The sequence below is a fragment of the Chromatiales bacterium genome (assembly GCA_020445605.1).
Classification (GTDB): Bacteria; Pseudomonadota; Gammaproteobacteria; order JAGRGH01; family JAGRGH01; genus JAGRGH01.
This window is the reverse complement of record JAGRGH010000017.1, coordinates 68,645-90,301: the sequence shown is the minus strand read 5'-3', so window position 1 is coordinate 90,301 and position 21,657 is coordinate 68,645. Positions and strand designations below refer to the sequence as shown.

21 protein-coding genes are annotated in these 21,657 nt (G+C 66.2%); 13 read left to right on the top strand and 8 right to left on the bottom strand.

Annotated features, from left to right (window positions below; all coding sequences use genetic code 11):
• Positions 1–366: 366 nt before the first annotated feature.
• The 5 genes from KDG50_03135 (at position 367) to KDG50_03115 (ending at position 2,836) form a co-directional block, all read left to right on the top strand.
• Complete coding sequence (locus KDG50_03135; protein ID MCB1864396.1) at positions 367–756, top strand: hypothetical protein; 390 nt, start codon at positions 367–369, stop codon at positions 754–756.
• Between the two features lie 75 nt (positions 757–831).
• Complete coding sequence (locus KDG50_03130; GenBank protein ID MCB1864395.1) at positions 832–1,179, top strand: cupin domain-containing protein; 348 nt, start codon at positions 832–834, stop codon at positions 1,177–1,179.
• Positions 1,176–1,823: an SGNH/GDSL hydrolase family protein gene (locus KDG50_03125; protein ID MCB1864394.1), complete on the top strand. Its 648-nt coding sequence runs from the start codon at positions 1,176–1,178 to the stop codon at positions 1,821–1,823. The genes KDG50_03130 and KDG50_03125 overlap by 4 nt, the downstream gene beginning before the upstream one ends.
• Before the next feature lie 183 nt (positions 1,824–2,006).
• Positions 2,007–2,390 carry a hypothetical protein gene (locus tag KDG50_03120; protein MCB1864393.1) on the top strand — a complete coding sequence of 128 codons (384 nt, stop codon included), beginning with the start codon at positions 2,007–2,009 and terminating at the stop codon, positions 2,388–2,390.
• Between the two features lie 119 nt (positions 2,391–2,509).
• Complete coding sequence (locus KDG50_03115) at positions 2,510–2,836, top strand: hypothetical protein (protein ID MCB1864392.1); 327 nt, start codon at positions 2,510–2,512, stop codon at positions 2,834–2,836.
• Between the two features lie 181 nt (positions 2,837–3,017).
• On the opposite strand, the gene KDG50_03110 is transcribed toward KDG50_03115, so the two are convergent.
• Positions 3,018–4,925, bottom strand: coding sequence for an ATP-binding cassette domain-containing protein (locus tag KDG50_03110; GenBank protein MCB1864391.1), 1,908 nt, complete (start codon positions 4,923–4,925; stop codon positions 3,018–3,020).
• 118 nt (positions 4,926–5,043) lie between these two features.
• Between KDG50_03110 and KDG50_03105 the strand changes: the two genes are divergently transcribed.
• Both KDG50_03105 and KDG50_03100 read left to right on the top strand, forming a co-directional pair.
• The gene (locus tag KDG50_03105; GenBank protein MCB1864390.1) at positions 5,044–5,892 is read left to right on the top strand and encodes an arsenite methyltransferase; all 849 of its coding nucleotides are present in this window, start codon (positions 5,044–5,046) and stop codon (positions 5,890–5,892) included.
• A gap of 28 nt (positions 5,893–5,920) precedes the next feature.
• A complete protein-coding gene (locus KDG50_03100; GenBank protein ID MCB1864389.1) occupies positions 5,921–6,904 on the top strand; it encodes a hypothetical protein in 984 nt (327 codons plus the stop codon).
• A gap of 201 nt (positions 6,905–7,105) precedes the next feature.
• Here the strand turns inward: KDG50_03100 and KDG50_03095 are convergent, their stop codons facing one another.
• Both KDG50_03095 and uvrB read right to left on the bottom strand, forming a co-directional pair.
• Entirely contained in the window at positions 7,106–8,362 is a 1,257-nt protein-coding gene (locus tag KDG50_03095) for a hypothetical protein (GenBank protein MCB1864388.1), read from the bottom strand.
• 65 nt (positions 8,363–8,427) lie between these two features.
• Positions 8,428–10,458 (bottom strand): excinuclease ABC subunit UvrB, encoded by a 2,031-nt coding sequence (gene uvrB / locus KDG50_03090; GenBank protein MCB1864387.1) that lies wholly within the window; start codon positions 10,456–10,458, stop codon positions 8,428–8,430.
• A gap of 77 nt (positions 10,459–10,535) precedes the next feature.
• On the opposite strand from uvrB, the gene KDG50_03085 reads away from it, so the two are divergent.
• The 3 genes from KDG50_03085 to KDG50_03075 all read left to right on the top strand — a co-directional run bounded on the left by KDG50_03085 (position 10,536) and on the right by KDG50_03075 (position 12,864).
• The gene (locus tag KDG50_03085) at positions 10,536–11,723 is read left to right on the top strand and encodes a pyridoxal phosphate-dependent aminotransferase (GenBank protein MCB1864386.1); all 1,188 of its coding nucleotides are present in this window, start codon (positions 10,536–10,538) and stop codon (positions 11,721–11,723) included.
• 154 nt (positions 11,724–11,877) lie between these two features.
• Entirely contained in the window at positions 11,878–12,426 is a 549-nt protein-coding gene (locus KDG50_03080; GenBank protein ID MCB1864385.1) for a GspH/FimT family pseudopilin, read from the top strand.
• A gap of 33 nt (positions 12,427–12,459) precedes the next feature.
• Positions 12,460–12,864: an acyl-CoA thioesterase gene (locus KDG50_03075; GenBank protein MCB1864384.1), complete on the top strand. Its 405-nt coding sequence runs from the start codon at positions 12,460–12,462 to the stop codon at positions 12,862–12,864.
• A 3-nt stretch (positions 12,865–12,867) separates the two neighbouring features.
• On the opposite strand, the gene KDG50_03070 is transcribed toward KDG50_03075, so the two are convergent.
• A complete protein-coding gene (locus KDG50_03070) occupies positions 12,868–13,824 on the bottom strand; it encodes an aldo/keto reductase (GenBank protein ID MCB1864383.1) in 957 nt (318 codons plus the stop codon).
• 143 nt (positions 13,825–13,967) lie between these two features.
• Here KDG50_03070 and KDG50_03065 point away from each other — a divergent pair, with 143 nt between their 5' ends.
• Positions 13,968–15,437, top strand: coding sequence for a lipase maturation factor family protein (locus tag KDG50_03065; protein ID MCB1864382.1), 1,470 nt, complete (start codon positions 13,968–13,970; stop codon positions 15,435–15,437).
• 13 nt (positions 15,438–15,450) lie between these two features.
• Positions 15,451–16,239, top strand: coding sequence for a methyltransferase domain-containing protein (locus KDG50_03060; GenBank protein MCB1864381.1), 789 nt, complete (start codon positions 15,451–15,453; stop codon positions 16,237–16,239).
• Between the two features lie 4 nt (positions 16,240–16,243).
• Here KDG50_03060 and KDG50_03055 read toward each other — a convergent pair whose 3' ends face one another.
• The 3 genes from KDG50_03055 to KDG50_03045 are packed head-to-tail and all read right to left on the bottom strand — an operon-like array spanning position 16,244 to position 20,165.
• Positions 16,244–17,665, bottom strand: a complete 1,422-nt coding sequence (locus KDG50_03055; GenBank protein MCB1864380.1) for an RsmB/NOP family class I SAM-dependent RNA methyltransferase — start codon at positions 17,663–17,665, stop codon at positions 16,244–16,246.
• Positions 17,662–19,839, bottom strand: coding sequence for a tRNA(Met) cytidine acetyltransferase (locus KDG50_03050; protein MCB1864379.1), 2,178 nt, complete (start codon positions 19,837–19,839; stop codon positions 17,662–17,664). Before KDG50_03050 ends, KDG50_03055 begins: the two co-directional genes overlap by 4 nt.
• Positions 19,818–20,165 (bottom strand): hypothetical protein, encoded by a 348-nt coding sequence (locus KDG50_03045; GenBank protein MCB1864378.1) that lies wholly within the window; start codon positions 20,163–20,165, stop codon positions 19,818–19,820. Before KDG50_03045 ends, KDG50_03050 begins: the two co-directional genes overlap by 22 nt.
• A gap of 51 nt (positions 20,166–20,216) precedes the next feature.
• Between KDG50_03045 and KDG50_03040 the strand changes: the two genes are divergently transcribed.
• Complete coding sequence (locus tag KDG50_03040) at positions 20,217–20,624, top strand: nuclear transport factor 2 family protein (GenBank protein ID MCB1864377.1); 408 nt, start codon at positions 20,217–20,219, stop codon at positions 20,622–20,624.
• Between the two features lie 32 nt (positions 20,625–20,656).
• Here the strand turns inward: KDG50_03040 and KDG50_03035 are convergent, their stop codons facing one another.
• Positions 20,657–21,637, bottom strand: a complete 981-nt coding sequence (locus KDG50_03035) for a hypothetical protein (protein ID MCB1864376.1) — start codon at positions 21,635–21,637, stop codon at positions 20,657–20,659.
• Positions 21,638–21,657 lie beyond the last annotated feature (20 nt).

Here is a 21,657-nt window from a genome sequence, read left to right as displayed (position 1 = left end):
GACATCCCCTCGCGGGTTTGCCCTTGCCGTTGGCTAGTAGTTATCGACTGACCGATCATGGTCAGTCCAGGCACTCCTACAGGGGACTTCCACCCCATCAGTTCATGCCCATGTCGGGCGTACACAATCACATCCAGCCGACCCAAAAAACGCTACGCGCTTTTCGGTCGGCTGATGTGGGGCGTTATGTGTAAAAGAAGGCCGGCAAGTAGTAAGACGGTCTCATGATTTATTTATAGTTACAACAGGGGTGGGGACTGGGGCAGCTCCGGGTTTAAACGACTGGGCTGCACCCGCACTATGGCGGACTACTGATCTTTCATTTTTACGCGAAGTAAAGCTAAACCCGGCAAGAGGATTTGGCCGATGAAGGGGTTCTTTTATTTGTTAATAATCAGCGCTCTGGTAATTATAATTGCTACATTATATAAGCCAAACCCACCAATCAATGTATGCCACATAGAGAGAAATAATCTACCTGTTAAAAGGTTGATAGATATTCAGAGTGAGTTATCTAAAAAGCTGGGAGAAATTGGCTTTCAATTAACAGGTACAGCTCCACCGGATAATCAAGGAGACCAATTCGGCCACCGCACCTTTAGAAATAAAGAAATACTAATCGTGACAACATTTGATCCAGCGTACTCTAAAATATTTATTGATTGTTATTCAGATGTAGTAGGTGGCCGCTTGGAGAATAGAAAGTTAATAGAGGCTATAGAAAGCATTGTAGACCGGTTTGTGAATTCAAATTAAAGGGGTCAGAAATTAATAAGGTATAAGGGGTCAGAGCCCTTTTAGACGTCCACCCTCCTTCGACAGCCAATCTCCTTGATCGCAGGCAACCTCTTTTCGTCGCTCCCGCCGGCACTTGAAACCGAGCACTTCGAGACGCTCGCGCAGGGGCGTGGCGTCACGATCGAGCGCATCGTCTCCAGCGGACACACCTCGCCCGAATCGGGCTGGTACGACCAGGACCATCGCGAGTGGGTCATCGTGCTGCGAGGCAACGCCGTGCTCGAGTACGCCTCCGGAGAACGGATCGAACTCGACGTGGGTGCTTACGTGGACATCGCCGCGCATGTGCGCCACCGGGTGATCCACACCAGCAGCGCACCGCCGACGGTATGGCTGGCCGTACACTTTCCGGCCGAACCCGGCGATCCGCACCACCGATGAAGACCATTCTCTGCTATGGCGATTCGATCACCTGGGGCTACATCCCGGGCAACCTCGGGCGCCTGCCGCTCGATCAGCGCTGGCCCTCGGTACTGGCCCGGGCGCTGGGCCCGGATTACGAGGTGATCGCCGAGGGTCTGCGGGGTCGCTACACGGTGCACGACGAACCGTTCCGCCCCGGCCGCAGCGGTGCCGATCTGCTGCAGCCGATCCTGGAATCGCACGCGCCGGTTGACCTGTTGATCCTGCTGCTCGGCACCAACGATGTGCTGCACTTTCCCGAGCTGACGGCCTACGACGCCGCGCGCGGGATCGAAACCCTGTGCAAGCTCGCGCAGGCCAGCGAGGCCGGCCCGGATGGCGGCGAGCCACGCATCCTGCTGATCGCGCCGCCGCGCATCGGGAAGCTCTCCGACGAGTTGTCGTTGATGTGCCACGGCAAACCCGAGCACGCACTGGACTTTGCCCGGCACTATCGCAGCGTGGCCGGGGACCGCGGCCTCGCCTTTCTCGACGCGGCCGAAGTGACCGAGCCCAGCCCGGTGGACGGCGTGCACCTCGATGCACAAGGCCAGCGCAGGCTCGGCGAAGCGGTCGCGCGGGCGGTGCTACAGATTTTCAGTCACCCCACGGCGCTCGGCTGAACCAGGGCCGCGGGTTACTGACAAGGGAAATTCAACAACTCGCTCGCGCAACAGCGGGTCCGATCGTATGCTTGCAGCAACTCTCACAGATCAAGAGCTGCCCGCGGCACGGCGCGGTGGCGCTCTGGCAAGAACGGGTCGGTCATCCAACGCATGAGGATCATTCAACCAATGCTGCGGTCTTTGCTTGTGACGGCCCTCCACCTGATTCCGGCGCTGGCGGTTCACGCAGCGCCCGTCGGGTCCACCGACGATGCATCAGCGCCGCTCGTCCGGCTGGCGATGAACAATGCTTCCGCGCCCGTCCGGCCGGATGTGAAGGCCAAGAACGACAAGCGCGGCGTCGCCAAGCCCCTAGGTGGCAGACCGCCGCGCGTAGGCATGACCGAAGAACCGACCGGACCGGAAGACTGCGGCAATGGAGTACCCTGCGGCCCGGGCCGACCATCGGGCGGCGGGTCCGGCAGCGGTGGCGGAAAACCGCCGCGCGGCGGCGGCAAACCCGCGCCGACACCGGGCAACTGCCTTGGCAGGCAGATGACGGAAGAACCGACCGGATGCGAATGACGGGTTCCGGAACTCGGTGCCAAAGGAAAACGTGAAACCGGCGCAAAATTCCAAAACTGATCTATTTTTCGAAACCAGCCCAGAGTCGACCTGCATTCCGCGAGACGTGAACAAACATTATGAAACCCTGCCGCATCGGTACCGCCCTCGCCAGCGTCATGGCTGTTCTGACTTTTGCCCTGTTCATGCCGGATGCATCCGCGGATGGGCCGGTAAATCGCTCGTTGCAAAACAGGCAACTGGTGACAAAGACCAATCCACAGGCTGCACCGGGGCACAAGATCCCGAAAACGGGCAGTGGCCAGGAACAGCGCGGCGTTCTGTACAACAACGAGAACCCCCCGACGACTCAGCAGGTGCGCGAAGAGAACAGCGACCCTACAACGAACTCCATCCGCCGGGCGCCGGCAGCGCCGGTCTCGAACGGGCTCGGACAGCCACACTGAGCGCAAGCGATTCCGGGTGACGGGCAGACGGGCAACCCGACTCCCGGCGATGTTGCCAAACAGACCCCACGGGGTCGAGAGCGGTACGGTCGAGTGGCCGGCGTACGACCGGCGGCCCGGGAGCCCGTAGAATCTGAATCCCCGAACCGCGCACGCACCCGGATTTGGCGCCGTGTCCGCCCTAGCCGGCCTCGGCGGCTTCGAGCGCCTCGCTGGCTTCCATCCAGGCGGTTTCCGCCGCTTCGTGGTCGCGGTCGACATAGGCCTGCTCGACCAGTAGTGCCTTGAGGCGTTCCTTGTTGGCGTCGTTGTAGATCCCGGCGTCGGCGAGTTCGGCCTCGAGTGCCTTGCGGCGTTTCGCGACTTCGTCAAGCTTGCGTTCAGCACGTTCGACGCTGCGCCGGAACGGTTGCAGGCGCTTGCGTTCTTCGGCCGCGTCGCGCCGTTGGGTCTTGCGATCGGCGGCGATATTCGCTGCGGGCGTCTCGGGCTTCGTCGCTGCTGGCGTGAAACCGCCCCGCCCGCGTGCGGCGAGCCATGCGGGGTAGTCGTCCAGATCACCGTCGAATTCACCGACCTGACCGGAGTCAACGAGCAGAAGCGTATCGGTCGTCGTGCGCAGCAGATGTCGGTCGTGTGAAACGACCACGAGCGCGCCGTCGAAGCCCTGCAAGGCGATGACCAGCGCCTCGCGCATGTCGAGATCAAGATGGTTCGTTGGCTCGTCCAGCAGCAGCAGGTTCGGCCGCTGGTAGACGAGCAGCGCCAGCACGAGCCGCGCCTTTTCGCCGCCCGAGAACGGACCCACCGGTGCAATCGCCTTTTCGTTCGTAAATCCAAACCCGCCCAGAAACGAACGGAACACATGCTCGCGTTCGCGCGGGTCGAGCGCCGCGAGATGTTCGACCGGCGAACGGTCGGCGCGCAGCTGTTCGAGCTGGTGCTGGGCGAAATAGCCGACGTTCAGCGCCGGCGCACCATCGCGCGCACCGGCGAGCGGCGCGATCGCGCCGGCCAGCAGCTTGATGAGGGTGGACTTGCCCGCGCCGTTCAGGCCGAGCAGACCGATGCGGTCGCCGGGATAGATCGCCAGATCGACACTTTTCAGCACGGGTTTTTCGGCATACCCCGCGTTCGCCTCGCGCAGGCGCAGCAGCGGCCGCGGCAGTTTGTCCGGCGCGAAAAACTCGAAGTGGAATGGTGAGTCCACATGCGCGGGCGCGATGATCTCCATGCGCTCCAGCGCCTTCAGGCGGCTCTGCGCCTGGCGCGCCTTGGTGGCCTTGGCGCGGAAACGTTCGACGAACGAGTGCATGTGCGCGATCTCGCGCTGCTGCTTTTCGAACTGCGCCTGCTGCCCGGCGAGGCGCTCGGCGCGTTGGCGTTCGAACTCCGAATAGTTGCCGGTGTACAGGCGCACCCCGCCCTGCTCGATGTGCAGGATGCTGGCGACGACGCGATCGAGAAAATCGCGGTCGTGTGAGATCAGCAGCAGCGCGCCGGGGTATTGCCGCAGCCACGTCTCCAGCCACAGCACGGCGTCGAGGTCGAGGTGGTTGGTCGGCTCGTCGAGCAGCAGCAGGTCGGAGCGACACATCAGCGCCTGGGCGAGATTCAGCCGCATTCGCCAGCCGCCGGAGAACTCCGAGACCGGCCGCTCGCCGTCGCCCGGCGCAAAGCCCAGCCCGGCGAGCAGTTGCGCCGCGCGTGCGCGGGCGCTGTAGCCGCCGATGGATTCAAGGCGCGCGTAGGCATGCGCAAGCGCCGTGCCCGCGTCGGCCGCATGGGTGCGCTCGATCTCGGCCTCCAGCGCGCGCAGTTCGGCGTCCCCGTCGAGGACGTAGTCGATCGCCGTGACCGTGGTGGCGGGGGTCTCCTGCGCGACATGCGCGACGACCCAGCCGGCCGGACGGTCGACCTGGCCGGCATCGGTATCCAGGCTGCCGAGGATGGCCGCGAACAGGCTCGACTTGCCGGTGCCGTTCGCGCCGGTCAGGCCGACCTTCTGGCCGGCATAGATCTGCACCGAGGCATGTTCGAACAGCACATGCGCCCCACGGCGCAGCGCGACATCGGAAAGGACCAGCATCGCGCTATTGTCCGCGAACGCGTTTCGCTCAACCAGCGGAAACCCGCGCCCCGCCGTGCCGAAACCTGCCCCGGATCGGCGTTCGGTATGATCGAAACTCCGTCATTCGGAGATCGGCATGGCTAACTCCTGCTGCGGTGGCGACACCGCGAACACCGCAAGCGTCGCGCTGGACGCCGACCGCCTGCGCGGCCAGGTACGCACCAGCTATGCACAGGTGGCCACCGCCAGCGATGCCGGTCAGGGCTGCGGTGTGTCGACCGGCTGCTGCGGCGTCGATGAGGACGGCCGCATCAACCAGCTCGTTTCCACGCGGCTCGGCTACAGCTCGGCCGATCTCGCCGCGGTGCCCGCCGGCGCGGACATGGGACTGGGCTGCGGCAACCCGAAGGCCATCGCGGCGTTGCGGCCCGGCGAGACGGTGCTCGATCTCGGCAGCGGCGGCGGTTTCGACTGCTTTCTGGCGGCGGCCGAGGTCGGTGACGAAGGCCATGTGATCGGCGTGGACATGACGCCGGAGATGGTCTCGAAGGCACGTGCGAACGCCGAACGCGGCGGCTACACGCAGGTCGAGTTCCGCCTCGGCGAAATCGAGCATCTGCCGGTCGCAGACCGCAGCGTGGACTGCATCCTCTCGAACTGCGTGATCAATCTCTCACCGGACAAGCCGCGTGTGTTCGCGGAGGCGTTTCGTGTGCTGCGCAGCGGCGGACGTCTGGCGATCTCGGACGTGGTCAAAAGCGGCGAGCTGCCGGACGATCTGAAAAACGACCCGCTGCTGTACGCGGGTTGCATGGCGGGCGCCGCCAGCGTGGACGAGTTGCGGACGATGCTCCAGGCCGCGGGTTTCGCGGACATTCGCATCGCGCCGAAGGATGAATCCCGCGCGTTCATCCAGGACTGGGCACCGGGCCTGGGGATCGAGGATTACGTCATCTCCGCAACCATCGAGGCCATCCGGCCCTGAGCCACAATCGCGACCAGGCAGCTTCGCGATGAACCACTCGAAGCTCACCGGTAACCTGCGGTTCATTGCGAATATCTCGATCGCGGCGATCGGGCTCGCCAGCTGGATCGGGTTGGTCGTATTCATCGATGCGCGCATCCCCGGCGGCATCGGCCTGACGCTGGCACTCGTCGGCGGCAGCGCGTTCGTGCTCGGGCTGATACTCACCTATATCGTTGTTGTCGACTGGCTGAACCTGCGCTTCCTGCGGCCGTGGCTTTCAGATCATGCGCCGGCAATGGTCGCCGGTGAACACGTCGCGTTCGCGGGCATCGTGCGCACCGACAGCGAGCCGATGATCGCGCCGTTCACCGACGAACCATGCCTCATGTACCGCTACTCGGTCACGCGCAACGTGCGCAAGACCACCCGCAGCGGCGGCACGCGTCAGTTCATCGCGCAGGGTTTTCACCTGCTGCCCTCGCGCATCGAGGGCAACGGGCGTTCACTCGCACTGCGCTCCTTTCCGGTGCTCGACGACAGCCTGCTGCATACCCACGAGGGGCGCGAGTGGTCGGCGAAGGCGAATCGCATGATGCAGAACTTCGACCTGACTGCGCCGGACGCCGGTCAGCGCGAACGCGAGTCGCGCCATCAGGAGGTCCTGCACTCGGTCATCGACGAGGTGCACGAGGACTATCTGATGACCGGCATCGTGCGCGACACCGATCTGCTCGCGATCCAGGAAGAATCCCTGCCGGTCGACACGAACGTCTGTGCGATCGGCACCTATGACGCGGCCGGCAATGCGCTGACGGGTACGAAGCCGCGTGTTGGGCCGAACCTGATGATCTATCGCGGAACCGCGCACGAAGTGCTGGAACGCCTGCGCGCGGAAACCGCGAAGTACTCGAAGATCGCGATGTGGATGGTCGGCGTGGGCGTGCTGATCACGATGCTCGCCGCGTTACCGGCCAGCGTTACATCAAGGATTCCCGTGATCGGCTGGCCCGACCAGGCGCAATCCCGATAGTCCGCTCCTGAATCCAAGGAAGCTCTGATCAATCCATCCCGGATTGCCAGAGCTTTGAGCCCGAAAAAGTGCGATTTTTCGTTTTCTTTCATTTTCAACGTGTTACACCCGTTGAAAATGGCAGCACGTCCATGTGCTGCGGGAAACTCTGACAATTCAGAGTTTGCCTAACGCGCCGGGCCGCTCCCGACGCGAAAATCCTCAACCTCGATACAGCTTGCAGGAAGAAATCCGCTGCTCGATCTCCCGCTCGACCTCACGATAGGCCGGGCTGCCGATCTCGCCGTACTGCTGCGCGAACTGCTCGGCGGTCATGCCCTGGGGCAGATCGCTGGCATGCGGAAAGTAGTCGGACTCCGACATCCCCGCCGCGAACGCCTTCTGCAGCGCAACTGCGCTGTCGCGGCTGCCCGTCGCAAGCTGACCGAACCGCGTACCGACACGATCCGCGGCGAGGTCGGTGAAGCTGAAGCCGCTGCCGTGTTTCGAGTCGGCGACCTCCTTGTACAGGCCGATCGCGTCCGAAACAGTGTCGCTGCCGGCCGCAACCAGCGCGGCCGAGGTCAGAAAGTGCTGGCCGAAGTCCAGACGTTTGTCGAGCTTCAGCGCGAACGGCTTCGGTCGGCCGGTCTGCCGGTCCGGCGCGACCAGTTTGTCCATGCCGCGCCCGGTCGCCCAGGCCGCCAGCACGGCCAGCATGGCGCGGTGTTCGACAACGGGATCGGTCGTCCTGCTGCGGTCAGCGGCCACCGCAAACATCCTGGTGAGCAGCGGGGTCAGCTCACCGCGCCTGCCGATGCCCTCCCCTTGCAGGCTGGCCAGTGCATTGTGATAGGCGGCCAGCGCATCGACATCGAGCTGCGCGGCGACGGTTGCGCGCGCCGCATCGAGCAGATCGTTCGACCACACGTAACGCAGATCGGCATAGCCCGGCGACAGCGTCCATTCGCGCACGACCGAGCCGGCAAGCTTGACGCGTCCGGCGCCGGCGAACGCATCGAACGCATACGGCGCAAGCCAGGCCGCAAGCACGTCTGGCACGGGAACTGACCCGACCTTCAGACCGCGCACGTCCACCGCGCGACCATCCGCAACGACATCCAGTTCCAGGTTCACATAGGGACGCACCGGCAGCTTCGGCACCTTGGCCGTGGCCACGACATGGACCCTGCCCTGCTCGATGGTCAATTTCGCGGCGCCGTCGAAACGCTGCAACAGATGGTTCGCGAACAGGTTCGCGTCCTTCTCGCTGACGCGAATGGAGCGCACTGCACCCTCAGGCACGCCGCGCGGGTCGTTCTCCTTGATGATGTTGCGCGCGCGGGCGACATCCTTGTGCGACAGCTGCGCGGGCTCGGCGATCACGGGCGTATCCGACAGCGCGAACCACGCCAGCGCGAGCGCCACGACCGGCGCCAGAAGAACGGTCCATTTGATCAGCTTGAACAGTGCCCGCATGGTCGCACCCGGTTGTTGAAATTCGCGCGCAGTCTACCCGATTGCCTGCCGTCGACAGAGCAGGTTCAGCGTCCGGGCCTGCGGCTGCCGAAATCCCCCGCTAGGGCCCCCCCGCGAATGCGCTCGAGTTCATCGCGCAGTTTCGCGGCCTGCTCGAACTCGAGATTGCGCGCGTGCTGGTACATCTGCTTTTCCAGTCGCGCGAGTTCCTTCGCAAGCTTTTCCGGCGGCATCGCAGCATAGCGCTCGTCGGCCTCGCGCACGGCGGCCAGACGTTCTCCGCCGCCACGCGAACGCGCGCCGTCCATGATGTCGGCGACGGCCTTTTCGATGCCGCGTGGTGTGATGCCGTGCTTGCGGTTGAAATCCAGCTGCAGGTTGCGGCGGCGTTCGGTTTCGTCGAGCGCGCGCTGCATCGAGCCGGTCATGTTGTCCGCATACAGGATCGCGCGGCCGTGCAGATTGCGTGCGGCGCGGCCGATGGTCTGGATCAGTGAACGCTCGGAACGCAAAAACCCCTCCTTGTCGGCATCGAGGATTGCGACCAGCGCAACCTCTGGCATGTCCAGACCCTCGCGCAGGAGATTGATGCCGACCAGCACGTCGAACACCCCGAGTCGCAGATCGCGAATGATCTCGACGCGCTCGACGGTCTCGATATCCGAATGCAGATAGCGCACGCGCACGTCATGCTCGTGCAGGTATTCGGTCAGGTCCTCGGCCATGCGCTTGGTGAGCGTCGTCACCAGCACGCGCGCGCCGCTGGCGACGACATGGCGTATCTCCGACAGCAGATCGTCGACCTGTGTCGCCGCCGGGCGAATCTCGACTTTCGGATCGACCAGGCCGGTCGGTCGCACGACCTGCTCGACGACCGCACCGGCATGCTCGCCCTCGTACGGCCCGGGTGTCGCCGAGACAAACACCGTCTGCGGCTGGCGCGCGGTGAACTCGTCAAAGCGCAACGGGCGGTTGTCGAGCGCCGACGGCAGACGAAAGCCGTATTCGACCAGCGTTTCCTTGCGTGAACGGTCGCCGCGATACATCCCGCCGAGCTGCGGAATCGTCACATGACTCTCGTCGATGACGAGCAGTGCATCCTGCGGCAGGTAATCGAACAGCGTGGGTGGCGGCTCCCCGGCGGAACGCCCCGACAGATAGCGCGAATAGTTTTCGATGCCCGAGCAATAGCCCAGCTCCACCATCATTTCGATATCGAAGCGCGTGCGCTGTTCCAGCCGCTGCGCCTCGACGAGTTTGCCCGCCTCGCGCAGCTGGGCGAGCCGCTCGACGAGTTCGACCTTGATCTGCTCGACGGTCTCGACCACGCGCTCGCGCGGCGTGACGTAATGGCTTTTTGGATACACCGTGTAGCGCGGAACGCGGTTCAGCACCTCGCCGGTCAGCGGATCGAACAGCGCGATGGATTCGATCTCGTCGTCGAACAGCTCCACGCGCACGGCCTCGCGTTCGGATTCCGCCGGATGGATGTCGATCACATCCCCGCGCACGCGATAGGTCGCGCGTGCGAGTTCAACATCGTTGCGCGTGTACTGAAGCTCGGCCAGACGCCGCAGCAGCGCGCGCTGGTCGATGCGGTGCCCGCGGGCCAGGTGCAGCACCATCGACAGGTAGGCCTGCGGATCGCCCAGACCGTAGATGCTGGAAACCGTCGCAACGACGATCACGTCGCGGCGCTCGAGCACGGCCTTGGTCGCCGACAGGCGCATCTGCTCGATGTGCTCGTTGATCGAGGCGTCCTTTTCGATATAGGTGTCGCTGGCCGGAACGTAGGCCTCGGGCTGGTAGTAGTCGTAGTACGAGACGAAATACTCGACGGCGTTGTCCGGGAAGAACTCGCGAAACTCGCCGTAGAGCTGGGCGGCCAGGGTCTTGTTCGGCGCGAGCACCATCGCCGGGCGCTGCAGGCGCTCGATGACGTTGGCGATGGTGTAGGTCTTGCCCGAGCCGGTCACGCCCAGCAGGGTCTGGGCCGCAAGCCCGTCGTCGATGCCGGCGATCAGGGCCGCGATCGCCGCCGGCTGATCGCCGGCGGGTTGGAAATCGGCCTGCATCCGGAGCGTTCGGTCGTTCATGCTGTGCGGATTCGTGTGCGCTTCGCTATCATTCGCGGCCGTTCCCGCCCTGTTTCCATTGCCGAGGTTTCGCTTCGATGAGCATCCGTGTGTCCAACCGCGCCAACGCGGTCAAACCGTCGCCCACGCTGGCCGTCACGGCCCGCGCCGCCGAACTGCGCGCCGCCGGACAGGACATTGTCGGTCTGGGCGCCGGAGAGCCCGATTTCGACACCCCGGCGCACATCAAGCAGGCCGCGATCGACGCGATCAACGCCGGCCACACCAAATACACGGCGGTCGACGGCATCGCGCCGCTCAAGCAGGCCATCATCGCAAAATTCCAGCGCGACAACGGCCTGAGCTACAAGCCGAACCAGATCCTGGTGTCCTGCGGCGGCAAGCAGAGCTTCTACAACCTGGCCCAGGCGATGCTGAATCCCGGCGACGAGGTCATCATCCCGGCGCCGTACTGGGTCTCGTACCCGGACATGGTGCTGCTCGCCGACGCCGTGCCCGTCATCGTCTCGGCCGGTCAGGATCGCGGCTTCAAGCTCGGCGCCGACCAGCTCGAGGCGGCGATCACCCCGCGCACGCGCCTGGTCGTGATCAACAGCCCGTCGAACCCGACCGGCGTCGCCTACACGCGGGCTGATCTGGAAGCGCTGGGCGAGGTGCTGCGCAGGCATCCGGACGTCGTGATCGCCACCGACGACATGTATGAACACATCCTCTGGGCCGCCGAACCGTTCTGCAACATCGTCATGGCCTGCCCGGACCTCTACGAACGCACCATCGTGCTCAACGGCGTATCGAAGGCCTACTCGATGACCGGCTGGCGCATCGGCTACGCGGGCGGACCGGTCGAACTCATGAAGGCGATGGAGAAGATCCAGTCGCAGTCGACCTCGAACCCGACCTCGATCAGCCAGTACGCCTCGGTCGCGGCGCTGAACGGTCCGCAGGACTGCGTCGCTGACATGCTCAAGGCGTTCAAGTCGCGTCACGACAATGTCGTCGCGCGGCTGAACCGGATGCCCGGCGTGGAGTGCCTGCCGGCCGACGGCGCGTTCTATCTGTTCCCGAACCTCGAAGGCGTCATCGCGCGCACCGAGGGCGTGGACGATGACCTGCAGCTGTCCGAACGGCTGATCGGCGAGGCCGGCGTCGCGCTGGTCCCGGGCTCGGCATTCGGCGCCCCCGGCCACGTCCGCATCTCGATCGCGACCAGCCAGGCCAACCTCGACAAGGCGCTGGACCGGCTGGAACGGGCCTTCGCGAGCTGACGACCCGCACCGTGCGGGCGCTACAGCGGCGCCCGCGCGTGCCTGACCCGCGCGTCAGTCGGCGCCTACAGCGGCGCCCCACCCCCGAACGTATCGTGTGATCCATGGAAGCCGGTCGCGACCCGCGGCCGGCAGCAGCGCATGGAGGCACACAATGCATCTGTCTGCCCGTCTACAGCGTGGATTCACGCTGATCGAGCTCGCCACGACCGCCGCGGTTGCCGGCGTCACCCTGACCGTCGCCGTGCCGGGCGGCCTGCACCTGCTTGAGGACAGCGTGCTGTCCGCAGAAGTCAACCGCTTCGTCGCGCACTTCAACTTCGCGCGCAGCGAGGCGGTCAAGCGCGGCACCGAGATCGTGCTGTGCCCTTCGCGCGCGGGCGCGGACTGCGAGCGTGGTTCGGACTGGAGCGACGGGTTTCTGATCTACGCCGACCGCGACGGCGACGGTGCCCGCGACGAGGAAGACACGATACTGCGCCATGTCCATCCGGACGACGGCCGGGCACGCATCCGTTCACGCAGCGCCAGCCGCTGGCGGGTTGTGTTCCAGCCCTCGGGGACCACCGGCGGCACGAACGGCTCGCATGCATTCTGTGCAACCCACGGCAGTGCCGACGCACGGGCCGTCATCGTCTCGAACACCGGCCGGGTGCGCGTTGCGGAGCGCTACTCGGACGGCGCCCTGCCCGACTGCGTCTGATGCCGAAATCGGGCCTTCGTGCATACTGCGCGAATGGACCCAGCCGAAAACGAGAGCCGGCCCGGCGCGCGCCAGTTGACGGTGCGCGTGCTGGCCATGCCCGCGCATACCAACCCGAGCGGTGACATCTTCGGTGGCTGGCTGATGTCGCAGGCCGACATCGCCGGCGCCGTGATCGCCTACCAGATTGCGCGCGGCCGTGTCGCGACCCGCGCGGTGACGAACTTCGAGTTCCTCGAGCCTGTGCTGGTCGGCGACCTGGTGAGCTGCTATGCGGAACTCGAACGCGTCGGGCGCACCTCGATCCAGGTCCGGGTGCAGGTGAGCGTGGAACGCGCGCGCGATCCGCGCAATGTCGTCGACGTGGCGCGGGCGCTGATCACCTATGTCGCGCTGGACGCCGACCGCCACCCGCGCAAGGTCCCACCGGTCGGCTGAAAATCAGAGATCGGCGACGAGACGCGCGATGCGCCCGCGTCCGGCGGCATCCGGCAGCGGACCGTACGCGGCACCGAGGTTGTCGAGCATATGCGCGGGCTTGCCGGTGCCCGGGATCGCGACCGTGACCGCCGGATGCGCGATCACCCATTTCAGAAACAGCTGCGCCCAGGACTGCGCCCCGTAATCGGCCGCCCACGCCGGCAGGGCCTTGCCGCGGGTCGCGCGAAACAGCTCGCCGCGTCCAAACGGCCGATTCACGATCACCGCCGTGCCGCGATCCGCGGCCAGTGCGAGCAGCCGGTCGCCCGCCTCGGGCTCGGCCAGCGAGTAGTTGATCTGCAGAAAGTCGAAAGCCTCGGCGGCGATGACTGCGGCAATGTCGTCGTGCGCGCCCTCGTGGTAGTGGGTCACACCGACATGGCGAATGCGTCCCGCATCGCGCCATTCACGCAGTACCGGCAGGTGCACGCGCCAGTCGAGAAGGTTGTGAATCTGCATCAGGTCGATACGCCCGGTGCGCAGGCGCTCGAACGATTCGTTCATCTGCGCAATGCCGGCGTCGCGACCGGTCGTCCAGACCTTGGTCGCGAGAAAGAACCGGGAATCCAGCCCGAGCCCCGCGACCAGATCGCCGACGACCGTCTCGGCCCGACCGTACATCGGCGAGGTGTCGATCATCGCTTGCTCAACGCTGGCCAGGGCCTCCACTACACCGCGCAGGCCGGCGCGCTGAGAATCGTCCGACCCGACATCGAACGCGCGCGCCGTGCCGAGCCCGATGACAGGCAGCAACTCACCCGTGGCGGGTATTGCGCGCTTGAGCAGTTCGCCGCGCCGGGTGGCATCTGCATCACCCGCCGCGCCGAACGCCGACCACCATGGCGCGCCCAGCATGCCGGCGGCCACGGCCTTCATGGCGCGGCGACGCGTTCTGTCAATCGTTGGGGATGTGCTCATGGGTACTCCCGGCGAGTCCGTGTTGTTTTCAACCGCAGGCGCGGCAACGGTGGCATCGACGCGGATTGCCTAGCCATTGCGACCGATCCAGCCTTGCATAGTTCTGCTAGCCTTGCCATGTTGCCGCGTCAAAGTCAGCGCAATTGGAACAACTGAACGCATCGTCCGCGGATGCGCGTGGTCGCTACGACCTGGTCGCATGGCTGTTTCTGCGCGCGCTGGCGCTGATCTATCTCGTCGCATTCGCGTCGCTGGGCTTTCAGATCACCGCACTTGCCGGCAGCGAGGGCATCTACCCGATCAGCGAATCCCTCGCCGAGGCCCGCGGACTGTACGGTGCGGATGCCTGGTGGCGCCTGCCGACGCTGTTCTGGATCTTCGACGGCGACTGGGCGCTGACCGGCGCCTGTCTGGCCGGCGCCGTGTTCTCGCTGTATCTGTTGTTCAGCCGTCGCGAACGTTTCGCGCTGATCGCGCTGTTCGTGCTGTACCTGTCGCTGAGCGCCGCCGGGCGCGTGTTCCTGCATTTCCAGTGGGACTACCTGCTGCTCGAAGCGGGATTCCTGGCGATCTTTCTGCCCGGCGGCAACCGCATCGTCGTCTGGTTGTTTCGCTGGCTGCTGATTCGGCTGCGGCTGCTGTCGGGCCTGGCAAAGCTGGCAAGCGGCGATGCCGGCTGGCGCGAATTCACCGCGCTGAACCACTACTTCGAGACCCAGCCGCTGCCGCATGCCGGCGCCTGGTTCGCGCACCAGCTGCCGGAATGGCTGCTGCGCATCGGCACCGGGGCGACGCTGATCGTCGAACTCGTCGTGCCGTTTTTCATGTTTCTGCCGCGCACGTTCCGACTCTGGGCCGCCGGGCTGACCGTGCTCTGGCAGCTGCTGATCATCGCGACCAGCAACCACAACTTTTTCAATCTGCTGACCATCGCGCTGTGCCTGTTCCTGCTCGACGATCAGTTTGTACGGCGCTTCGTGCCGGCGCGGATCGCGACCGCCGCCGCACGCGATCCGACACTGACCGCGAACCCTTCGCGCGCCGGCTGGGCACTCACGTCCGTGCTGGCGGTTGTACTGGTGGTGTTCAGCACCGCGCTTTCGATCGAGGTGCTGCGCGGCAGTCCGTATCAGAATTTTCCCGCACCGATCGCGACCGCATGGGATGCCGCACGCGCACTGCGCATCGCGAACCGCTATCACGTGTTTCCGACCATCACGACCGAGCGCATCGAACTCGAGATCGAGGGTTCGATCGACGACGGCCGCAGCTGGCAGACCTACGGCTTTCGCTACAAGCCCAGCGACCCGGCACGGCGACCGGCATTCATCAATCCGCATCAGCCGCGCATCGACTGGCAGATCTGGTTCACGCCACTGGACGCGCGCTTCCTGGACTGGTTCGACCGGTTTCTGAGCCGCCTGCTCGAGGCCTCACCGACGGTACTCGCGCAGCTCGGCCACGACCCATTCGACGGACGCAGGCCCGACATGCTGCGCGTCAGCGCCTGGCGCTATCGGTTCGCGGACCCGGCAACGCGCGGCGAGACCGGGCTGTGGTGGACCCGCGAATACCTGGGTCCGTTCCGGCCACTGCCGTTTCGGGAGCGGTAGAATTCGCCCGGCCATGCGACTTTCCGAACGCCTTTTGTTTGCGCTTTCGCGCCCGCCCGACGACGCCGATTACACGCGTCCCGGCACCTCGCCGACGCTCGACGACGCGCTGGACCTGCTCAAACGGGTGTACCCGGATTTCGACTCGCTGGTCGCGAACCGTCGGGTCGCGGACTTCGGTTGCGGGGACGGCTTCCAGAGCCTTGCGCTTGCCACTCGCCATGGCTGCACGGTTGTCGGAATCGAGTCCAACCCCGCAACCCTGCGCAGGGCGCGGGAGAACGCTGAGCGCTCTGGAGTTGGAACGGATCAGGTGGAGTTCGTCGGCCAGACGACCCCGGAAATGGAGAACGGTTTCGACATCGTGATCTCCCAGAACAGCTTCGAACACTTTCCGGACCCTATCGACGTGCTTGGACAGATGAAGCGTCTGGCAAGCGACGATGGCCAGCTGCTGGTGACTTTCGGGCCGCCCTGGTACGCCCCGTATGGGAGCCACATGCACTTCTTCTGTCGCGTACCCTGGATCAATGTCCTGTTTTCCGAACGCACCGTGATGAACGTGCGCAAGCAGTTTCGCGATGACGGAGCCATGCGCTATACGGAAGTCGAATCGGGCCTGAACATGATGTCGCTTGCCAAGTTCGAGTCAATTGTCAGCGCAAGTGGCTTGCAATTGCGCAAACGCAACTACGAGTGCGTGAAGGGGATCAACGTGCTCGCCAGCATCCCTGTCGTTCGTGAGCTGATGACGAACCATGTCACCGCGATCCTGACGAAGCCCGCCGTCGCAAGCGCCTGAGGCTTCAGTCCGGGGCGGCTTCGGACACCGCGCGGTGTTTTGGCAACAGGCTGTGCACGACGCCGGCCGCGCGGTCGTACCAGCCCAGCCCCAGCGCGAATCCGGCGTGGCGCACGATGACCACGCCACGTGCGTCGCAGTCGCTGGGCAGCGCGTTGCCCAGGTCGGCCGACTCGCGGGCCAGGTAGAGATCGCGTCCGCCCGCGTCGAGCTCGACGACATTGCGCGTCGCCTGCCGTCCCCACAGCCGCGCACCGGCCGTGCGCAGCACCGGCGCATGGGCGTCGCGCTTGACCGCGGCCTGGCCAAACGCAATCGGCTCGGGCCGCCGCGGCGGCCGATGGTCGCGCGCGATGACCGACAGCCCGCGCCCGGTCGCGCGTACCGGCAGAAACGCGCCGGTCAGCGCGTTGGGCAGGCCGTAGCGCTCGGTGATCGCCGCAATGAATCCCTCGTCGTCGATTGCCGTGATCGGCCCGGGCAGTTCGGGGCCGCGCGCGGTCGCTGCCTTTTCCAGTACGGCGACGTAGAAGCCGCCAGTATCGTTGTCCTCGGGCCAGACCCGCAGGGTGGTGCGAAGCGAGGCGTCGAACGTATGTCCCTCCCATGCATCGAGGCCCGGGCGCGAGACGAAACCCGGCACTGACGCCGGCACGACGCGCAGCGCGCCGTCGGCCAGCCGCAACACGGCGTCCACCACGGCCTCGTTTTCTTCCGGCGCAAACGTGCAGGTCGCGTAGACGATGCGGCCGCCCGGGCGACACAGCGCGGCGCCGCGGCTCAACAGCGCGATCTGCCGGCGCGCAAACTCGCCATAGCGTGGTGCCTGCGAGGTGCCGGCCGCCAGTGGCGCGCGGCGCACCGTGCCTTCGCAGGAACAGGGCGCATCGACGAGCACACGATCGAACCCGCCGGCCGCCCCTCCAATCCCGGCGCCGTCGGCGTTCGTGACGCTTACATTCGCGAGCCCGAGACGTTCGAGGGTGTCCTTGAGCGCCTTGAGCCGTCCCGTCACCAGATCATTGGCAACGACCGTTCCCAGGCCCTCGAGTCGCACCGCGATCTGCGCGGTCTTGCCGCCGGGCGCGGCGCAGAGATCCAGCACCCGCTCGCCGGGTTTCGGGTCGAGCAGATGCACGGGCAGCTGCGAGGCGATCTCCTGGGCGTGGGCCAGACCCGCGCGGTACCACCAGCGACGACCCAGGTCGGCATCCGGGGTGCAACGAAACGCCAGCGGCAGCGCCGGATCGGGGTTCAGTTTCAATCCGTCCGCGGCCGCGAGTTCGACCAGCCGGGCGGGCGTAACGTCCAGCGACTGACACCACAGCGCGCTGGACAGCGGCTGGCGCAGACATTGCATAAACGCGGGCCAGTCCGCGACCAGATCGCGATAGCGCTCGAACCAGTCCGGCGGTGACGGGTTCATGCGCCCGCCCCGGTCGTGTCCCCGGGTGCCGCAACCCGCTCGCGCACCGCCGCGCGCAGCCGCTCGACCAGTTCGGCACGACCGGAAAGGCCAAGCCGTCTCGCGCAGGCGGTCCAGTCGCCGCGCTGGATCACGCGCACGAGCAACAGGCGCGCCGCCGTTGACGAGAGCGAAGCGGCCGCGAGTTCGCTCGCGGCGAACCGCCACAGTGGACCGGCAACCGCCTCGACGATGCGCCGGCCATGGGCGAAGGCCGCGAGCGCCGAACGCTCATCGGCATCGAGACCGATTCCGGGGTCCGCGCCGCGACACAGTTCCAGCGCCAGATCCGGATCCAGCCCGTTCAGGCCATCACCGAATGCGACCGGCCAGTCGCGCGCGAATGCCCGCCGCGCTCGATGCACCACCCCCGCTCCATCGACACTCATTCCGCACAACATCAGCACGGAATGTGCGCCGCTCGCGGCGTTCGCGCGCGCGCTGATCCGTACCGGCTCGAACCCGGCGCGACGCCAGAAATGCACCAGCCCCGGATCCGCGCCGAAACTCCCGCCGGCATAGGCGAACCCGCGCGCCGCGCCCTGAGCGACAAGTTGATCCAGCATTTGGCTGCCGAGTCCTTGCCGCTGCACGGCCGGATGCACGGCAATGCGCAGCACGCGGATCGCCGACAGCCCGGCGGCGGTCACCAGGCCCATGTGGGAGGCAAGGGTTTCCGGCAGCAGATGACCGTGCGGGCGCGTCAGCCCCGCGCCGATCCGCTCGGCAAGTTGCGCATCGAATCCGCCCTCTCGGGCCACCAGCGCCACGGCCGCAACCGATCCATTCAGGCGCGCGATCCAGACCTCGAGGTTCGGTCCGTCGAGCAGGTGGCGCAGGTCCAGCGGCCGGGTGCGGTAGTGCGCGCTGACCAGCAGACCGAACACCTCGGCCAGCTGGGCTTCATCGCCCGCGAGCCGGTCGCGATCCAGCCGCTCGATCCGCGCTTGCGCCACATCGACACCGGCGAAGGACTCGTCCGGCGCTGCGCTGGCATTCAGCAGCAGGGCGCGGAACGTCCAGCGTTCCAGTGGATCGGTGGCCGCATAGCGAATCGGTTCGTTCAGGGTCACGCGTCGCCAGCCGCGCGTGTGGGTATCGAGCCAGGTCTGGAACCGCAACGCGAAACCGCGACCGCTGCCTTCATAGCCGTGCACCGTCGTTGCAAACGCGATGCGTCCGAAACGTTCCAGCAGGCGCGCCAGCAGCGGGGTCGGCAGCGTCGCGGCCTCGTCGACCAGCACCAGATCCACCGGCCGGTCGTCGGCGAGCAATCGATCGACCGGCAGAAACTCCAGCGCGCCGCGCGCGTCCGCGAGGCGGTCGTTCGTGACCTGGCGGGCCGCGGTCCAGACACTGGCCGCGTGTTCGAATACGGCGCCCGCCGCCGCGCGTACGGCGCTCGTGACGACGACCCGCCGCAACCCGCCGGCGAGCAACCGACCGGCCGCGAGCCCGAGTGCGGCCGATTTGCCGCGACCACGATCGGCCTGCAGGACCACGGGCCGGCGGCGCTGACCGTGCACGACATGCTCGATGGCCGCGACGGCATCGGCCTGGTCGCGGCTGCGGTACGGCGGATCGACCTGCGCGGCGGATGCCGCTTCCGGGTGGGTCGGCGCGGGCTTCGACGCCGTACCGATCACGACGACGGTCGGGTCCGTCGCGAGCATCCGGGCGAAACGCACCAGATAACGCCGCGTGACCTCGGCCGCGGCGACCGGCCAGACCGTGACCCGCGCCTGCACCGGGTCGCAAAACCCAGACCACTCGTCGAGCGGCGGACCTGCAAGAACCAGCAGACCTCCGGCCCGCAGGGTGCCGGCCAATGCGCCGATTGCATCCGGGTCCATGCCGGCGCGCAGGTCGTAAAACACAAGGTCGAACTCCTCGCCGAGCCGGCGCGATGCATCGGTCGGGTCGATGACGTCGCGATCGGCAGCCGCGGCCGCACCGACCCACAGCTGGCCGGTGCCGTCCAGCACCGCTGCGATCTCGTCGAACCGAACCTGGCATTCAGCCACGTCGCCGGCGACATACACGAGCCGCCGCTCCCGCGCCGCAACCAGCGACTCGCGCCAGCCGGCGAGCCACCCCCAGGGCGTGGAACGCATCACGGTGTCGCGGGCAGCCATTCGAAGCGCAGCAACCAGACCCGGTCGTCGCCGCTGAAATCACGCTGATAGATCTGCGCAAGCACGCGCCGCGCCATCTCGGGGCTGCGGCAATCCGGCGACTCGCCGCGCAGATCATCTGTCGTCAGGGTGTCGATCCGGCATTCGTTCGCCATGACCAGCCGGGCATGTCCCAGCTCGCGGCGCGGCCCGTCCGGCCAGCCGAGCGTGATGCGAACGTGATCGCCCACGACCAGGCCGTGAACATTGGCGGCGCGCAGCGTCGTCGTCTTGCTGCCGTCGAGCAGGTATGGTTCGTAGGGCGGCGAAAAATTCAGCGCATGCATGCGCCAAGCTTACCGGTCACACGCCCGACGGGAGAAAGTAGACTGTCGTCCATGCAGACACCCGACACGGTGGAAGCCGCCTTCTACGCGGCGTTTCGAGCGCTGGACCTCGACGCCATGCGCGCGGTCTGGTCGACGGCCGACGACGCCTGGTGCGTGCATCCCGGCGGCGGCCTGATCCTCGGCACCAATGCGATCGTGCAGAGCTGGGCGGAAATCTTCGCGGGCGCGCAGCCGCCGCGCATCGAAACACGCCATGGCGGACGCATCGACGCGGACGGACTGTCGATCCGGCTGGTGACTGAATCGATCGTCAGCGGCGGTTCACGCATGGCGGACGTGCTGGCGACGAACATCTATCGCCGCGAGTCCGCTGGCTGGCGCCTGCTTGCGCATCACGCGTCACTGCCGTTGATGGGCCCCGGCGTGCAGATGCAGTCGAAACGACAGGTGCATTAGCAGGCTGTTGAAAGGAGAACAGCAGCAAGCTGCTAGGGCGAAAGCTCCCCACGCTGGACGAAGTCGTCGGCATTACCAAAGCGGCCGTCGTATCCGGCCGAGCGCAGCTCGAAGCCGCCGACCTCGACGCGCAGCCGGATGCGGGTCCCCCAGGGGTCGGACGCCTCGAGGTCCGAGGCGCTGTTACCGGACAGGAGCTCGGTGACATCTCGCGGTGGCCGCCCATTGAGCGCCGCCCAGCCGGGAATCAGGGCGCCCAGGGCCTCCAGCTGGGTCGCCACGGCCAGGGCCTTGGGTGGGCTGTTCGCCCGGCCGCTGAAACCGGCACCGTTGCCGGCGTCGCCGCGCCCCCGATCCAGCGTCAGAAACCAGCCGGCCAGCCCGATCGCCACCAGCAGCAGCGTCACAACGATTGCGAACCACGGGACACGTCCGGAAGCGCTGCTTGCCTCGGCCGGCGCGACCGGCGTATAGCCCGGATCGGCGTCGTCGTCCGGCGGCGCCGGCACCTCGACGATCGTGTCGACGGCCGCGGGGGGGCTGGCGCGCTGGGCAACCGGTGGCGGCGCCTCCGGCGCGAGCTCCGCGCGGAACTTGGCGAACACCAGGCCGCAGGCCTCGCAGCGATCGCCTCCTTGTTGATCGTGGCCGCACTTCGGGCAGGTCCGCAGCGGTCCGGCCTGTGTACCGGAACCGATCGGCTCGATCGCAAGCCCACCCTCGGGCACCTGAATGACCGGGCGTGCAGGCGCTTCGGCCCCGGCGGCAACGATCTGACAGTCCACGCCGATCTGTCGCAGTCGTTTGGCCGCATGCTCGGCCTTCTCGCGCGTGTAGAGGCGCTGCATGCGCCGTGGCTTGCCGCCGAGCAGTCGGCCGGCACGCTCGGGATCGAGGCGAATCTTGCGCGCCAGCAGGATGCGCACCTGCGCCGGATCGTGGCCGTGCAGCACACGGCCGCTGAGCTCGATCTGGTAGTCGCCGTCCTGATCGTTGTCGACCGCATCAGTCATCGTGGCGTGTGGACCCCTTT

Coding starts and splice junctions, on each gene's coding strand:
- KDG50_03135 (MCB1864396.1), top strand. CDS start 367: ATGAAGGGGTTCTTTTATTTGTTAATAATCAGCGCTCTGGTAATTATA.
- KDG50_03125 (MCB1864394.1), top strand. CDS start 1,176: ATGAAGACCATTCTCTGCTATGGCGATTCGATCACCTGGGGCTACATC.
- KDG50_03115 (MCB1864392.1), top strand. CDS start 2,510: ATGAAACCCTGCCGCATCGGTACCGCCCTCGCCAGCGTCATGGCTGTT.
- KDG50_03110 (MCB1864391.1), bottom strand. CDS start 4,925: ATGCTGGTCCTTTCCGATGTCGCGCTGCGCCGTGGGGCGCATGTGCTG.
- KDG50_03105 (MCB1864390.1), top strand. CDS start 5,044: ATGGCTAACTCCTGCTGCGGTGGCGACACCGCGAACACCGCAAGCGTC.
- KDG50_03100 (MCB1864389.1), top strand. CDS start 5,921: ATGAACCACTCGAAGCTCACCGGTAACCTGCGGTTCATTGCGAATATC.
- KDG50_03095 (MCB1864388.1), bottom strand. CDS start 8,362: ATGCGGGCACTGTTCAAGCTGATCAAATGGACCGTTCTTCTGGCGCCG.
- uvrB (MCB1864387.1), bottom strand. CDS start 10,458: ATGAACGACCGAACGCTCCGGATGCAGGCCGATTTCCAACCCGCCGGC.
- KDG50_03085 (MCB1864386.1), top strand. CDS start 10,536: ATGAGCATCCGTGTGTCCAACCGCGCCAACGCGGTCAAACCGTCGCCC.
- KDG50_03080 (MCB1864385.1), top strand. CDS start 11,878: ATGCATCTGTCTGCCCGTCTACAGCGTGGATTCACGCTGATCGAGCTC.
- KDG50_03075 (MCB1864384.1), top strand. CDS start 12,460: ATGGACCCAGCCGAAAACGAGAGCCGGCCCGGCGCGCGCCAGTTGACG.
- KDG50_03070 (MCB1864383.1), bottom strand. CDS start 13,824: ATGAGCACATCCCCAACGATTGACAGAACGCGTCGCCGCGCCATGAAG.
- KDG50_03060 (MCB1864381.1), top strand. CDS start 15,451: ATGCGACTTTCCGAACGCCTTTTGTTTGCGCTTTCGCGCCCGCCCGAC.
- KDG50_03055 (MCB1864380.1), bottom strand. CDS start 17,665: ATGAACCCGTCACCGCCGGACTGGTTCGAGCGCTATCGCGATCTGGTC.
- KDG50_03050 (MCB1864379.1), bottom strand. CDS start 19,839: ATGGCTGCCCGCGACACCGTGATGCGTTCCACGCCCTGGGGGTGGCTC.
- KDG50_03045 (MCB1864378.1), bottom strand. CDS start 20,165: ATGCATGCGCTGAATTTTTCGCCGCCCTACGAACCATACCTGCTCGAC.
- KDG50_03040 (MCB1864377.1), top strand. CDS start 20,217: ATGCAGACACCCGACACGGTGGAAGCCGCCTTCTACGCGGCGTTTCGA.
- KDG50_03035 (MCB1864376.1), bottom strand. CDS start 21,637: ATGACTGATGCGGTCGACAACGATCAGGACGGCGACTACCAGATCGAG.